This is a genomic window from Cellulomonas sp., assembly GCF_015234515.1.
Lineage (GTDB): Bacteria > Actinomycetota > Actinomycetes > Actinomycetales > Cellulomonadaceae > Cellulomonas.
Genome location: NZ_JADGMY010000023.1, coordinates 289,605 through 305,305 on the forward strand (window position 1 = coordinate 289,605; position 15,701 = coordinate 305,305).

The following is a 15,701-nucleotide window of genomic DNA, read 5'->3' on the forward strand; positions in this document are numbered from 1 at the left end:
CTCCTCACCCGCTCTGTCCACAGGCTCGTCCCCAACCTGTGCACACAGGCGTGAACGGGTTGTCCACACGTCGTCCACCGGCCTGTGCACACACCCGTTTGGGTCCCGGCCCACCCGGGCCTAGCCTCGCGAAGGCAGGTCCCGGTGGGAGTCGTCGTCCCGCAGCGGACGCGCTCGAGGGTGGCTGTCGGTGGGTCCCGGTAGAACACGTGTTCTACGGGTGTGAACGAGCAGGAGTAGGTGACAGGTGACCATCGAGGACCTCGAGTACGGCGCGCCGCCGGACAGCGGGCGCAGCAGCGGCGGCGGTTTCGACCGGACCCCCCCGCAGGACCTCGAGGCCGAGCGGTCCGTGCTCGGCGGCATGATGATCAGCAAGGACGCCATCGCCGACGTCATCGAGCAGATCAAGGGCACCGACTTCTACCGCCCCGCGCACGAGGCGATCTACGACTCGATCCTCGACCTGTACGGCCGCGGCGAGCCCGCCGACGCCATCACCGTCGCGGACGAGCTGACCAAGCGCGGCGAGATGGGCCGCATCGGCGGCGCGGCCTACCTGCACACGCTCATCGCGGGCGTCCCGACCGCCGCCAACGCCGGCTTCTACGCGCGGATCGTGCGGGAGCGCGCCATCCTGCGCAAGCTCGTCGAGGCGGGCACCCGCATCGTGCAGCTCGGCTACGCGACCGACGGCGGCGACGTCGACGAGCTCGTCAACAACGCGCAGGCCGAGGTCTACGCCGTCACCGAGCGCCGTGCGTCCGAGGACTACCTGCCGCTGTCCGAGGTCATCGGCGGCACCGTCGACGAGATCGAGGCCGCCGGCCACCGCGGCGAGGGCATGGTGGGCGTGCCCACCGGGTTCTCCGACCTCGACCGGCTGACGAACGGATTGCACCCCGGGCAGATGATCGTGCTGGCGGCGCGTCCGGCAATTGGTAAGGCGCTCGCGCTCGACACGCCGTTGCCCACGCCCACGGGGTGGACGACGATGGGCGAGGTGCAGGTCGGTGACCTGCTGCTCGCAGCGGACGGCACCGTCACGCGCGTCGTCGCCGCGACCGACGTGATGGTCGACCGTCCCTGCTACCGCGTCACGTTCGACGACGGGTCCACGATCGTCGCCGACGCGCAGCACCAGTGGGTCACGCGCACCCGCGCGGAGCGTCGCATCGACGCGGACGGCGCCGTGCGGACGACGGAGGCGCTCGCGGCGACCGTGCGGTGCGCGACCGCGGACGCACGCGCGAACCACTCGGTGGCGACGGCCGCACCGTTGTCCCTGCCGGAGCGGGACCTGCTCGTCGACCCGTACCTGCTCGGTGCGTGGCTGGGCGACGGCCACTCGGCGTCGGCGCGGTTCACGAGTGCTGACCCGGAGATCGCGATGCGGATCGAGGGGCGCGGGTACGAGGTGCGTGCGGTGTCGGCGGTACTCGCTTCTCTCGGGCTGTTCGACAACAAGCACATCCCCGCCAAGTACCTGCGAGCGAGCGAGGCGCAGCGACGCGACCTGCTGGCAGGTCTGCTCGATACCGACGGCACGGTGAACCCGACGGGGTCGGTGCAGTTCGCCGTGACAGATGAGCGCCTCGCGCGCGACGTCCGGGAGCTCGTGCACTCGCTCGGCTACCGGACGGGGTGGTCGGTGAAGCCTGTGCGCGGTCGCTCGCTGGCGTCGTCGACCTGCTTCACGATCACGTTCACGACGGACGACGACGTGTTCGCGCTCGAGCGCAAGAAGCTCGTCCACAAGGAGCGGCGCCGCCGCTCGACGCCGCGACTGCACCAGCGCTTCGTCGTGTCCGTCGAGCCGGTCGCGTCGGTGCCCGTGCGCTGCGTCGAGATCTCGCACCCGACGCACCTGTACCTCGCGGGCGAGTCGATGATCCCGACGCACAACTCGACGCTCGGCATCGACATCGTCCGCTCGTCCGCCATCAAGCACAACATGGCGGCCGTCGTGTTCTCGCTCGAGATGAGCCGCAACGAGATCACCATGCGTCTGCTCTCCGCCGAGGCGCGCGTGCACCTGCAGAAGCTGCGCACCGGTGCGATGGGCGAGGACGACTGGGCGAAGATCGCCGCGACCATGGGCCGCATCAGCGAGGCCCCGCTGTTCATCGACGACTCCCCGAACATGTCGCTCATGGAGATCCGCGCCAAGTGCCGGCGCCTCAAGCAGCGCCATGACCTCAAGCTGGTCGTCATCGACTACCTGCAGCTCATGACGTCCGGCAAGCGCGTCGAGTCCCGCCAGCAGGAGGTCTCCGAGTTCTCCCGTGCCCTCAAGCTGCTCGCCAAGGAGATCGAGGTCCCCGTGATCGCGATCTCGCAGCTGAACCGTGGTCCTGAGCAGCGAACGGACAAGAAGCCGCAGATGAGCGACCTTCGCGAGTCGGGCTGCCTCACCGAGGACACCCGCGTGCTGCGCGCCGACACGGGCGCAGAAGTCACGCTGGGGGAGATGTACGCGCTCGGGCACACCGATGTCCCGATCTGGGCGCTCGACGACCGGCTGCAGTACGTGCGACGGCACCTGACCCACGTCTTCCCCACGGGAGTCAAGCCGGTGTACCGGCTGCGGCTCGCGTCGGGCAAGGAGGTCACCGCGACCGCCAACCACCCGTTCCTCACGTACGAGGGGTGGACGCCGCTCGGGGAGCTGGCGGCGGGGTCCCGGGTCGGGGTGCCGCGGCACGTGCCGGGGCCCGAGCGCAGCCAGGAGTGGGACGACCGCAAGGTCGTGATGCTGGCGCACCTCATCGGCGACGGCTCCTTCGTGAAGCGTCAGCCGCTGCGGTACGCGTCCGTCGACGAGGCGAACCTCGCTGCCGTGAGCGAGGCAGCGACGGCCTTCGGCATCACGCCGATCCGTGACGACTACGCCGCAGCTCGCGTCACGACGTTGCGGTTGCCGGCCCCTTACCGCCTCGCCAGGGGTAAGCGGAACCCCGTCGCGGAGTGGCTCGACGAGTTCGGGCTCTTCGGCGCCCGGAGTCACGAGAAGTTCGTCCCGACCGCGGTCTTCCACCTGCCGAAGGCACAGATCTCTCTCTTCATCCGTCACATCTGGGCGACGGACGGATCGGTCACGGTCAACGCGAACGGCCGATCCGGTCGGGTCTACTACGCGTCCACCTCCCGCCGTCTCGTCGACGACCTGTCGCGGCTGCTGCTGAGATTCGGCATCTCCACCCGGATCCGAAGGACGCAGAAGACCGGGTACCGCGACGGCTGGACGCTCGACATCTCCGGTGTCGACGACCAGCGCCGCTTTCTCCAGGAGATCGGTGTCCACGGCGCACGCGGCGTGAACGCCGAGCGTCTGCTCGAGATCGTCCGTGACACCCAGGCGAACACGAACGTCGACACGATCCCACGTCAGGTCTGGGACGACGTCCGCGATCTCCTCGTGGAACGAGGGATGACGCACCGGGAGTTCGCTTCGGCGCTCGGTACGCAGTTCTGCGGCTCGACGATGTGGGAGCACGCGCCCTCGCGCCAGCGGCTGGGACGCATCGCGGAGGTCCTCGACGCCCAGGAGCTCGAGATCATGGCAGTGAACGACCTGCTGTGGGACGAGGTCGTGGAGATCGATCCGATCGGTGAGCGCCCGGTATTCGATGCGACCGTCGTGGGCACCCACAACTTCATCGCCAACGGGATCGCGGTCCACAACAGCATCGAGCAGGACGCGGACATGGTCATCCTGCTGCACCGCGAAGACGCGTACGAGAAGGAGTCCCCGCGTGCGGGAGAGGCGGATCTGATCGTCGCCAAGCACCGTAACGGGCCCACCGACACGATCACCGTGGCGTTCCAGGGTCACTACTCGCGGTTCGTGGATATGCAGATGTAGGTCCGTCGTCGAGTTGTCGAGATGTAAGATAGCTTGACTAACCGCCGTCGATAGTCTGACTAAACGACCGTCCAGCACGACACGCTCGACCAAACCTCGCTCGCGGCGGACCACCCCGGCGGTCACGTCCGCTGCTGGCGGGCCAGGTCCCCCGCTGCGTCGGGACCTGGCCCCGTCAAGTAGATGGTTCCCCGTGCCATGCGGTTGGCCGTCGCAGCGATGTCCCGGGCGACGTCCAAGATCGGTCGCCCTGGGTCGACACTGAGATCGGACAGGAGGACTGGCGTCGGTTCCTTGGCGACCGGGACCTTGAGGTTCGGCCATCCGAGCCGGTCAGGGCGAGCTCGATCGCGGTGATCGCGTCGTGCTGGTTCGCCGTCGGTGAGACGTGCCAGGGGTGCTCGTACTTCGACCAGTAGTCCTGGCACCCGGCGATGCGCCAGGCCCCGCCGGTGGTGGTCTCGAACTCGCTGAAGTCCAGCTGCCAGACCTGGTTCGCCCCGGTCGGCTCGGTCGCGAACGCGGCCTTCCTGCGCGCGGCGAGCTGGCGGCGTTCGCGCTGGTAGGCCGCGGGCAGCATCAGTCCTTCGTCGCGCAGCAACCGCAGGACGGTGCCTGAGACACCTGGTGGCCGTCGTGGCGGCACATCGCCCAGACCTTGCGATGACCCCAGGCCGGATGCGCGAGCGCGTGCCGGCGGGCGGCGTCCTTGACGCCCTCGCGGGCCGGGCGCGGCCAGGGCCCTTTGACCGCGGCACCGCGGCGGGCGCGGGCCTGGTGGCGGCACCCGGTCCGCTCGGGCAGGCCGATCAGCGCGCAGAACCTCGACGTCGGCATGCCCGCCTCGGTGCGGATCACCTCGGGGTCCTCGAAGGGCCCAGGCGGCCCTCGGCGGACTCCTTCCACACCCGCAGCTCGACAGCAGACCCCCCCAGCGCCTGGGTCAGGTCGGCGACCTCGGCCTCGAGCTGCTGCTCACGGCTCGAGGGACCGGCCATCCGTGCGACCAGTCCCGCGCGGACGGACTCCAAGACCTGGCGCTTCCCAGTTCCCGACCGGCTGCCCGGAGACCTTCGCCTTGCGCGCGGCCTCAGCCACACTGGCCTCACCGGCCAGGGCCGACAACACGATCCAGACCTTCTCCTCGGCCGGCAGCACCGGCGGTCTCGCCATGATCGATCAGACTCCTTCGCAGGTCAGCCAGCAGACAACCGGCCCGACCCCCAAGTCTGATGCGCGACGCGGGCCGGGCCGCGGTGTTGGGCCAAATGGAGGAGAATCCGACGTTCCGCCTACATCGGAGTGTCGTTCTGGGATGCTTCGCAGCGTTGCGCGCTGAGTGCAACTGTCGACAAGAGATCCGGGCGCTCGTCGGTGGAAGAGACCTTTCGCTGCGTTCGGGGTGGATCGTTCTTGGGCTGACGTCTGCCGCAACAACGCTTGGAGTGCTTCATGCTGGTCGGTCTTGCCCGTCGCCTCGCGACAGTCGTCCTGGTGACGATCGTGTTGCTGGTGGACATGCCTGCTGCGACCGGTGCGCCACAAGCGGCCGTTGGCGCTGTCGGCCCCATCTCGAGCGGCCAGCTTGCCGCGTCACTAGCCGGCTCCGGCGCAGCACTCCAGAGTGCGGGCGTCAGGGCCGCTGGCCCCGTCCGCATGGCTGCCTATCCGGGTCACGTCGTCGGACCAGAGGGGGATGAGTGGGGATTCAGCATCGGCGAGTCGACCCTGGCGTGCTCCACGGTGTCCTACTCGCTTCGGCTCAACGCCTGGGGCTCGCAGTACGGGGGGTACTGCGGAACCTTCGCCACGGTCGGTGGTGTCACATACGGGCAGGCGGGGAACGCGTACCCAGCCCTGCCGACGTACACGCCGGTCTCTCAGACCGCGACCGGAAACGAGATCCGGACGGTCGTTGATGTCGGCATCAGCGGTATTCGGATCACCCAGACCGACAGGTACAACCCTGCACGTGACGGCTGGATCAGCGACGTACGGGTCGACAACCTCGGAGCCACAGAGCAGCAGGTGTCCGTGCGACGTAGCGCCACGAGGTGCAACCCCTGGTCCGGTGTGAACCTGGTCGAGCGGTACTTCGACGCCGTCAAGGGCGTGGCGGCGTGCAAGAACGGGCTGAACACCGTCACCTTCGTCCGGCGTAGCAGCGAGATGTTCCGCGACGGCACCGGGAACATGTGGGGTGAGGGGAGCGAGGAGTTGCTCTCGCCCGGGCAGTCGTTCACCTTCTCGGGAGAGATCGTTTGGCGCAAGAACGGAACGATCCCGACCCCGAGCGCTGCGGTGGTACTGCCTGACGCGCAGATCGCTGGTGAGCCGTCCGCGTGCATGTCCAACAGCGCCTCGATGCTCCGCGAGGACCCGGTCAACACCGCGACCGGGCACCTGGTCGAGTCCGCCACCGACGTTCAGGTCGGTAGTGCCTCGATGCCGCTGCGGCTGCGGCGCTCGTACGACTCGGGACGCACCGCCACGAGTGCCTTCGGGCCGAGCTGGACGTATGAGTTCGGCGCCTTCCTGACACGGGATGCCGCCACCGGCCGAGCCGTCGTCGACACCGGCGCGGGCAACCTCGTCGGGTTCACCAAGCAGCCCGACGGCTCCTACCTGTCCGATCCTGCCGTCACCTCCGAGCTCAGCGAGACTGCCGACGGCTACCGGCTGCGAATGGACTGCTCCGGGGTGAGCATGACCTTCGACGCCAGTGGCGGCTTGACGGGGATCGTCGGTGACGACAGCGGGTATGAGCTGTCACTGACCAGGGATGCTGCTGGGCGTTTGGCAACCCTGACGAACACCGACGGCCAGACGTTGACCTTCACCCACTCCGCAGACCTGTTGACGCAGGTCCGCCTCGCCGACGGTCGGCACGTCGACTACGCCTACACCGGCGGCCGGCTGACTTCTGTGACCACACTCGACGGCTCGGTCGTGACCTACGCCTACGACTCGCAGGGGCACCTGACCGCGAAGTCCGCGGGGGACCGGACCATCACCACTGCGTACGACCCGGCGACCGGGCGGGTGGTCAGCCAGACCGACGGCGTGGGCGCCACGACCACCTTCGCGTGGGACGAGGCGACCCAGACCGCCACGACGACGTTCCCCGGTGGCGGGATCGCGACGGACGTCTATGCCGGGAACCTCCTGGCCCGTACGAGTGACGCCACCGGGAACCTCACGCAGTACGAGTACGACTCCGACGGGCAGATCTCGGCAGTGATCGACCCACTGGGGCGCTACACGACGCTCCGCCACGATGCGCGCGGGCTGCTGCTGGAGCGCATCGGTCCTGCACCGCAGGCCTACCGCGAGGCATGGACCTATGACGACGCCGGGCGAGTGCTGACTGAGACCGACCGGAACAACGAGGTCACGACCTACACCTACAACCCCGACGGGCTGGTCGAGAAGGTCACTGATCCCCTGGGACGGGTCACGTCCTACACCTACGTCAACGGGCGGGTCGCGAGCGTCACCGAGCCCCGCGGCAACCTCTCGGGCGCCGTCCGCAGCGACTTCACCACGACGTACACCTACGACACCCGCGGTCACCCGCACTCCGCCACCGACCCCCTCGGCCGCACTGTCACGACCGTGCACGACGACGCCGGGAACCTCGTCTCGGCGACCGACGCCGCCGGAGCCACGACGACCTTCACCTACGACGAGTCCGGGCGAAGGCTGACCGTCACCGAACCACGCGGGAACGTGACCGGTGCAGACCCGGCGCTCTACACGTCCACGAACACCTACGACGACCTGGGTCAGCTCACGTCCGTGACCGATCCGGCGGGCAACGTCGTGCGCTACCGGTACGACGCCCAGGGCCGCCTGACCTCCGCCACGGCACCCGGGAACCGGGTCACGACGTACGAGCACGACCTCGACGGGAACGTCACTGGCGTCACCGATCCCGAGGGTGCCCGCACCACCTACACCTATGACGTCGCCGGACGTCGGACGTCCATGACGACCCCGCGCGGCAACGCCCTGCCCGCAGGCTCGGACCGCACCCCCTACACCTGGAAGTACACCTACGACGGCGCCGGTCAGCTCCTCACCGAGGAGAACCCGACAACAGGCCGCACGACGTCGACCTACGACACTTACGGCCGCACCACCGTCCGGACGGGACCGACGGGCATCTCGACGGCCTGGACGTACGACGGCACCGGCAACACCCTGACCCAGACCACCAACCTGCCCACGGTCGACGGCGAGTTCACCGCACCGGGGGTGACCACGACCCACCAGTACGACGCCGCCGGGCAGCTCTCGGCCACGATCGACCCCCGGGGCGCGCTGTCGGGTGCGGACCCGGAGCAGTACGCCACGACCTACGCCTACGACGCCGCCGGGCACCTGCTCAAGGAGACCGACCCGCTCGGTGGTGCCAGGACGTACACCTACGACCGAGCCGGACAGCTCGTGAAGGTGGTCGAACCGCGCGGCAACGTCACCGGGGCCAACCCGGCGACCTACGCCACGAGCTTCGGCTACGACGCCGCCGGCCGCCAGAACCGCATCACCACACCGTCGGGAGCTATCACCACCCAGGCGTTCGACCTGTCCGGGCACTTGGTCAGCACGACCGATCCCCGCGGCAACGTCACCGGGGTCTCCCCTCAGCAGTTCACCACCACCTACACCGTCGACCGCCTCGGGCGAGTCACGGACGTCGTCGAGCCGGGTGGTGCCGCCACGCACCTGGAGTACGACGCCGCAGGCAATATCGCGAGCCGCAAGAACGCGAACAACCGCGTCACCTCCTACACCTATGACAAGGCAGGGCGGCTGCTGACGAAGAGCTCACCCGTGGGCCAGGTCTGGGAGACCACCTACGACGCCGACGGCAATGTCGCCAGCCTCACCACCCCGATCGGCACCGCTACCGCCGCGGTGGGGGACGGAACCATCACTTACGCCAACGACCCGGCCGGTCGCCTGACCACGATCGATTACTCCGACGCCACACCTGACGTCACGTACACCCGCGCCCTCGACGGCTTCGTCACGGCAGCCGCCACCACCGCCGGAGCCAAGCAGACCTTCGGGCGCACCCCTGGGGGTCAGCTGTCCTCGGTGTACAGCGACGGCCAGGCAGCGGGCACCGCGGACAGCAACACCATCGGGTACCGGTACGACGCTGCCGGGTTCCTGATCGGGCGAGACGCCAAGCAGCACTCGACGGCGTACACCTACGACCGAGCGGGCCGACTCGCCAGCGCCGGAGCGGGCACGGCGGTGGTCAAGCTGGGCTACGACGCTGCCGGGAACACCACCACCCTCACGCCACCGACCGGCAACGGGTACGTCGAGACCCGCACCTGGGACCCCGACGGGCGCCTGTCCGCGGTGACGAGCAAGCGCGGCACCGCGGTGCTGTCCTCGTTCACCCAGACCTTCGACCGCGCGTCCAACCCCGCCACGCTCACCATGGTCAGCGGCGGCACGACCACCAGAACCGCCAACACCTACGACGCCGCGGGCCGGCTCACCAAGACCTGCTACGCCGCGTCGTGCACCAACGCCACCGCCTACCTCGAGTACGCCTACGACCCGGTCGGCAACCGCCTGAGCGACAAGCGCGTCGGAGTCACCAACCCGGCCACCACCACCTACGCCTACGACGCCGCCGACCGGCTGCTGACCACCAAGGTCGGCACCACGACGACGAGCTACACCCACGACCTCAACGGCAACCGCACCGCCGCCGGCGCGCGGACCTTCACCTACGACCTCGCCAACCGCGTCATCACCACGACCCTGTCCGGCACGACCACGACCTACCGGTACGACCCCAGCGGCAACCGCGCCTCACAGACCGTCGGCACCACCACCACCCACTTCGCCTGGGACCTGCTCGCGGGCGTCCCGCAGCTCGCCCAGGAGACCGACAACGCCGGCGCTCCCCTGCGCAGCTACACCCACACCCCTGACGGTGACCCGCTCACGCTCACCACACCGCAGGCCACCTCGTACTACCACCACGACCAGCTCGGCGGCGTCGCGAACGTCACCAGTGGCACCGGTGCCACCCAGCACACCTACACCTACGAGCCCTTCGGAGCCCAGCGCACCGCCACCAGCGCCAGCGGAGCACCGGTCAACCCGCTGCGGTTCACCGGTGAGTCCCTCGACGGCACCGGGCTGTACAACCTGCGCGCACGCCTCTACGACCCCACCCGCGGCCAGTTCACCGCGCTCGACCCCCTCGTGGAAACCACCGCCCAGCCCTACGCCTACGCACGCAACAACCCCCTGCGCTACATCGACCCCACCGGAACCATCGACTGCGAGGTCTACAGCGACGCCTGCGTCGCAGGTTCCGCCCTCAAGGGCCTAGGGCTCGGTGTCCTCGATACCGTCAAGACGATCTTCTACCCCTGGGACGCGATCAACGAGCACCTGCGCGTCTGCACAGCGGGTATGTACAACGGCCAGCAAGCCGAAGCCGACCTGCTCTGCCTCGACGGCATGAACCCCATCGCCGGCATCCGCGACGGCTTCACCGCCGCCTGGAGCTCCGCAGAACGCGGATGCTACGAAGACTTCGGACGACAGTTCGCCGCCCCAGTGATCGGCACCGCACTCACCGTCGCACCCTTCGCCAAGGGCACATCAAGAGCGCCCTCGGGCAGCCGAGCCGGTGGTGGCGGTTCAGGCGCGACTACCCAGAGAGCGGAGTCAGTACTCGCGCCAGTGGCCATAGGACCCGGAGCGAGGCTGTTGGATGACGCGGCGCGCATCGAGACCCATCTCGCCCGGTTGGATCACTCGCCCGCGAACGACGCGATGCTTGCGCGGATCCGCGCCGCCGCAGCGGCCGGCCGGCCGCTCAGCGCTGCCGACCAGAGCTTCATGAGGCACGAACTGACGGAGGCGGGTCTCATGGACCGCGGGATGGGCTACGAGGAAGCGCATGGACTGGCGGGCCAGACGCACCCGACCTTCGGCAACTATGACCCTGAGGTCATCAAGCAGTTCCCAGAGCTGTTCAACCAGAACTGGCGCAACTATTGGGGAATCGAGTGATTATTTCGGTTGGGTCTCGCCGCGCCGCGGTCGTTAGCGACGAGGAGACGGCGAGGTTCGACGCCGTGCGAATGGTGGGTGCTTCGGTTCCTAGAGTGCCCGACGAGACCTCGTTGCAAGCGGTTCGGTGTGTCGTTGAGATCCTCCGACACGGGGGTGGGCTCATGCCGCGTGCCCTGCTGGGCGGCTCCTACGCGCCGGGTAGGACCGACGGACTGGTCATCGAGGTGGGCACCTCTGGGTCGTGTGTTGATGGGATGCCGACCTGCAGGAGCGCGTTGTCACGCCCACTCGTCCCTGGTCTGCCCTCGGAGTTCGCGTCCGCGGCTGAGGACGGCCTGCTGCGAAGCGCGCTGCCACCGGGAGTCGTCGTCGTCGATCGTGCGGCGTTTGATCCGGTCGAGTCCTCGCCGCTGTCCTTCGAGCTGGCAGCGGAACTTCTCGCGGTTGCACTCGGAGCGATGTCCGCGGGCCGAGTTGTCCGAGAAGCGGTGCGTGCCGCGGTTGAGGCCTGGTCGTGAGGTTCGTCCCGCGCGTGTACCACCGGCCATGCTGCGCGCGACCAGCAACCTCGCCGCGCACGAACTAGAGCGCTGGCCCCGACCACCAGCCGCCACCGGCGCAGCACCCGGCCCAAGCGCACCGTGCGTCGGGTGCTGCGCTTGTGCCATCGCGTTTCTCCGGGGCGAGACAACTCAGCACGCAACTGGGCTCGCAGCATCGGTGCCGTCGGGACTGCCAGGGGTGTCGGGCGGGACCGAAGACGGCCTGCGGGTCATCGAGTCGTTCCGTACTGTCGAGCCGATCGAGGCGGATCGCCTCCGGGCAGGGTTTCGTCGTCGGCAGCACGGCGATAGGGCTCTGCGGCGGCCGAGCGGTGATCGTCGAGCCGATCAGCCGTCCCGATGATTCGGAGCGGGACGGCTGACAGGACCTGACGATCCTGCTGCTCTCGCAGCTGCCGTTCGTGGGCGAGGGCATCGAGATGTGGAGGCTGACGGTCCGGGAGAGGGGGTGAGCCCGGTCGGCGCACCAACCGTCGTGACATCGGCTCCCTCGCAACGAGCGACCGGGCGGCGGGGCCTCCGTACTTTGACCGACGGCGGCTCCGAACGCCCTGTGGTTCAAACTAGCCCGCACGCGAGCAGTCAAGCTGTGCCGCATCTCGACACTCTGCCGCAGACAGGTACCTGTCGATGGCGTGCCACTCAGATGTCGAGATGGTGTGACCAATCGGCCTGGATGCTCTGGCTACGCATTCGACGGACGGCGTCTACGTCTGGCCGGAAGGTCTTGCTCACTACGTGCTGGACCACAGGGTGCGGCTTCCCCGCGAGTTCGTCGCCCATGTGGAGGCTCGCGACGAACTCGCGGACGACGTGCGGGTCGACGAGTCGTGGTGGCGCTCGGTCCAGCCACCTGCGGGCATCGTCCTGACGCCTCGCGCTGTCGCCGCTCCCACGTGCTCAAGACCTCAAGATCGCGGCAGCGACGAGCGCAAGCATGAGCACTCCAAGGGAAGGGGTCCGGCGAGCGCCGCCCGCGCCTACGACCCGATCGTGCGCGGCGAGGCCGGTGAGGACCTGTCCGGCTACTTCCTCAAGGACTACGCACGCTCGCACTGGTGAGGATCCCGTGACGTCACCGCCGGCGGGAGGCCGGCCCGCGGCTCCGGCGTCACTCCCCCCGGTGGGTCCCCGGACCGTCGTCCCGACGCTCGGCCCAGACAACGGCGGCCTCCGCCCGGGTCGCGGTGCCCGTCTTGCGGAGGATCGCCGCGACGTGGACGCCGGCGGTCCGGGGACTGATGAAGAGCCGCTGCGCGATCTGCGGGTTGGTCAGCCCCGCCGCGACGAGCTCGAGCACCTGGACCTCCCGGGCGCTCAGCGACGCGATCCCCGTGACCGCTGGCGTCCCTCGACGCACGACCGCACCCCGCAGCCCGCCCCGCGCTGCCAGTCGCTGCGCCCACCCCGCCACGACCGACGCGCCGACGCGCGGACCCAGGTCCGTGCAGCGCGACAGGGCGTCGGCAGCCGTGGCCCGGTCACCGGCCGCGAGCGCCACCTCACCCCACCGGTACAGGGCGTAGGGCGGGTACCACGCGGGCGCCGGGACCCGGTCGAGCACGGCCACGGCGTGGGCCCACGCCTCCGGCGCGAGCCGGGAGGTCGCGAGCTCCGCGTCGACCAGTGACCGCCAGACTTCCGCCACCCCGTACCCCGGCAGGTCGGCGCGAAGCAGCTCGAGGACCTCCTCGGCGCGCGGTGAGTACCGGCCGAGCCGACGCCAGGCGCCGACGGCGCGCGCCACCGTCGGCACCGCCTCGAAGCGCATCGGCTCGAACTCCGCACGCACCGTGAGCAGCCGCGCGACCTCCGTGAGCGCTGCGTCGACCTCCGCCTCCCACCGCGCCGGCGCCTCCACCGCCCGGCGCAGGTGGAGGTCCGCCGCGAGCTGCGGCCACCGGTACGCCTCGTGCTCCTCGAGGGAAGGGTCCTCGCGCACGTGCTCAAGGAACTGCGCCGCGTGGTCCGCCGGACCGTTCCACACGTGGTGGGTGGCCTGCATCCACCAGACGAACACGCGCATCGGCAGATCGGTGACCGGCGTCGTGACGGCGAGCCGGACCGCCCGCTCGGCCTGCCCGGCGCACATGCACGCCCAGACCAGCCGGCTTGCGACGGCTCCGACCCACCCGCCGCCGGCGCCCGCGGCCCGGATGCCCGCCAGGGCGCGCTCGCCCGTCGCGACCGCCTCGTCGTAGCGGCCGAGATGGGTCTGGTAGCAGATGAGGTACTGCCGGGTGTGAGCGAGGTGGTGGGTCGCCTCGGTCGACCGCTCCGCCATCAGGAAGGAGTCGACCGCGGCGGGCACGTCGAGCCGATCGGCGAGCAACCTGCCGCGCACGGTCTGGCAGTAGGCGACGGTGTCACCGTCGCCCGCGGCCTGCGCGAGCGCGAGCGCCTGCTCGACCCGCGACCACGCCTCCTGCCCCGTGGTGTCCCCCACGATCACCGACAGCCCGAGGACGCGTGCGAGCAGGACCTGGTCCTCCGGCGCCGTCCGGTCTCGCAGCAGGCGTTCCGCCTCCGTGAGCAGCCCTGGGTCCGCCGGCGCTCCGCTGTTGAACCCGAACATCCGCTGCAGCCACATCAGCCGCGCGCGTGACGACGGCTCGGCGGGCGGGCACAGCTCCAGGGCGCGCCGAGCCAGGTCGAGCCCACGCGCCGCGTCGGACACGAACTCCACGTGGACCAGTGCGGCCTCCAGCAGCAGTCGCCACAGCGGCGAATCCGCGGCGGCCGGCGCGTCCTCGACCGACGGCCACACCTGCGCGCACGCCTCAGTCAGGTCCGCGACGCTCGCGTACGCGCCCGTCGCCGCGGCCTCGCGCAGCGCCGCCGCGTACGCCGCAAGGGCGCGCCGCGGCTCGCGCGCCCGGCGCCAGTGCAGCGCCGTCTCCGCCACGTCGGGTGACGCGTCCGCGCCGGCCCGCGCGTCCATGGCCCGCGCGAAGGCGGCGTGCAGGCGAACGCGCTCGCCCGGCAGCACGTCGTCGTACAGCGCCTCCTGGATGAGCGCGTGCCGGAACCGGTAGCGCGTGCCCTCGACGACCACGAGCTTGACGTCCGCGGCCTGGCGCAGGGACGCGTCGAGCGCCGCCTCCGTCAGGTCGACCACCTCGCGGAGCACGTCGTGCTCGACGGCACCACCGCCGACCGCCAGGACCCGCAGCACCTGCCGGGCCCGCGGGTCCAGGGGCAGGCACCGCGCGAGGATCACCTCGCGCATGGTCTCCGGCAGCGGGCCGTCCCCGACGTGCAGGAGCTCCTCGACGAAGAACGGGTTGCCGCCGCTGCGCTGGACGACGGAGTCGACGGACCGCAGAAGCCCTGCTGGCAGCAGTATCGCGGCCGCCTGCGCCCGCACGAGGTCGTCGTCCAGCGGTGCCAGCTCCACCAGCGTCGTCGCGCGGCCACGCTCGAGCTCGGCGATCGCCGGCCGTAGCGGTGGCCGCACCACCTCGTCCGAGCGCAGGGTGACCAGCATCGTCAGGTGCTCGCCGCGCAGCGACTTCGCGAGGGAGCGGAGCAGCGCGAGCGTCGCGGCGTCCGCCCAGTGCACGTCCTCGACGACGAGCACGACGTGGTGGCGCACGCTCAGGGCAGCCACCAGCACCTCGACCGCGTCGTTGACGAGTGCCGGGCGGGGCGCGTCGTCAGCAGGCCCGTGCCCCAGGTCCGGGAGCAGGGGCGCGACGGCGGCCAGCACGGCCGCCGGTGCGGCCGCGACGAACGCCTCCCGTCCCACGCCCACGAGCAGGTCGCGCAGCTGCCACCGCAGCGGGCCGAACGGCGTCCCCGCGGAGCCCAGGTCGACGCACTGCGCGGTCGCGACCACGAGGGGTGGGCCGTCGCCTGGCGCCGTGCTGACGGCCCGCAGCGCCTCCTGGACGAGCCGCGACTTGCCGAGGCCCGCGTCGCCGCGCACGACGACCACCCGGGGCCGCCCGGCGCGCCCGTCCGTCAGCGCGCCCACGAGCACGCCGAGCTCGGACTCCCGGCCGACCATCACCGGCGCAGACGTCGTACGCGCCATACCGCCACTGTAGGAGCGGTCCGACGGCTCGTGGCCGATCTTCGCGGCGTCCTGCCCCGGGTGCAGCGCACAGCGGGTTAGGACGCCCGGTGGTGACGTACCGGGACGAACACGTCGTCGCGGTACGTCATCCTGCCGATCCGCGTCGGCCGCCCACGGTCGAACCTCTCCGGTGGGG

6 protein-coding genes and 1 pseudogene are annotated in these 15,701 nt (G+C 70.2%); 3 read left to right on the top strand and 4 right to left on the bottom strand.

Annotated elements, in window-relative coordinates:
• Window positions 1-247: 247 nt before the first annotated feature.
• Complete coding sequence (locus IR158_RS10285; RefSeq protein WP_291812625.1) at window positions 248-3,865, top strand: replicative DNA helicase; 3,618 nt, start codon at window positions 248-250, stop codon at window positions 3,863-3,865.
• 175 nt (window positions 3,866-4,040) lie between these two features.
• On the opposite strand, the gene IR158_RS10290 is transcribed toward IR158_RS10285, so the two are convergent.
• Genes IR158_RS10290 through IR158_RS10300 form a run of 3 tightly spaced genes read right to left on the bottom strand, consistent with a single transcriptional unit; the run spans window position 4,041 to window position 4,863 of the window.
• A complete protein-coding gene (locus IR158_RS10290) occupies window positions 4,041-4,466 on the bottom strand; it encodes a hypothetical protein (RefSeq protein WP_291812627.1) in 426 nt (141 codons plus the stop codon).
• A complete protein-coding gene (locus tag IR158_RS10295) occupies window positions 4,445-4,723 on the bottom strand; it encodes a hypothetical protein (RefSeq protein ID WP_291812628.1) in 279 nt (92 codons plus the stop codon). The genes IR158_RS10290 and IR158_RS10295 overlap by 22 nt, the downstream gene beginning before the upstream one ends.
• Entirely contained in the window at window positions 4,720-4,863 is a 144-nt protein-coding gene (locus IR158_RS10300; protein WP_291812630.1) for a hypothetical protein, read from the bottom strand. Before IR158_RS10300 ends, IR158_RS10295 begins: the two co-directional genes overlap by 4 nt.
• Before the next feature lie 454 nt (window positions 4,864-5,317).
• Here IR158_RS10300 and IR158_RS10305 point away from each other — a divergent pair, with 454 nt between their 5' ends.
• Together IR158_RS10305 and IR158_RS10310 are read left to right on the top strand one after the other, a co-directional pair.
• Window positions 5,318-10,921, top strand: coding sequence for an RHS repeat-associated core domain-containing protein (locus IR158_RS10305; RefSeq protein WP_291812632.1), 5,604 nt, complete (start codon window positions 5,318-5,320; stop codon window positions 10,919-10,921).
• 1,535 nt (window positions 10,922-12,456) lie between these two features.
• Window positions 12,457-12,549 (top strand): annotated as a pseudogene (locus tag IR158_RS10310) (oxidoreductase); the annotation flags it as partial.
• Between the two features lie 49 nt (window positions 12,550-12,598).
• Here IR158_RS10310 and IR158_RS10315 read toward each other — a convergent pair.
• Window positions 12,599-15,523 (bottom strand): LuxR family transcriptional regulator, encoded by a 2,925-nt coding sequence (locus IR158_RS10315; protein WP_291812634.1) that lies wholly within the window; start codon window positions 15,521-15,523, stop codon window positions 12,599-12,601.
• Window positions 15,524-15,701: the final 178 nt, after the last annotated feature.

What these genes read in the sequence shown, in the direction of transcription:
- IR158_RS10300 (WP_291812630.1), bottom strand. Translation starts at nt 4,863, where the DNA reads ATGGCCGGTCCCTCGAGCCGTGAGCAGCAGCTCGAGGCCGAGGTCGCC.
- IR158_RS10305 (WP_291812632.1), top strand. Translation starts at nt 5,318, where the DNA reads ATGCTGGTCGGTCTTGCCCGTCGCCTCGCGACAGTCGTCCTGGTGACG.
- IR158_RS10315 (WP_291812634.1), bottom strand. Translation starts at nt 15,523, where the DNA reads ATGGCGCGTACGACGTCTGCGCCGGTGATGGTCGGCCGGGAGTCCGAG.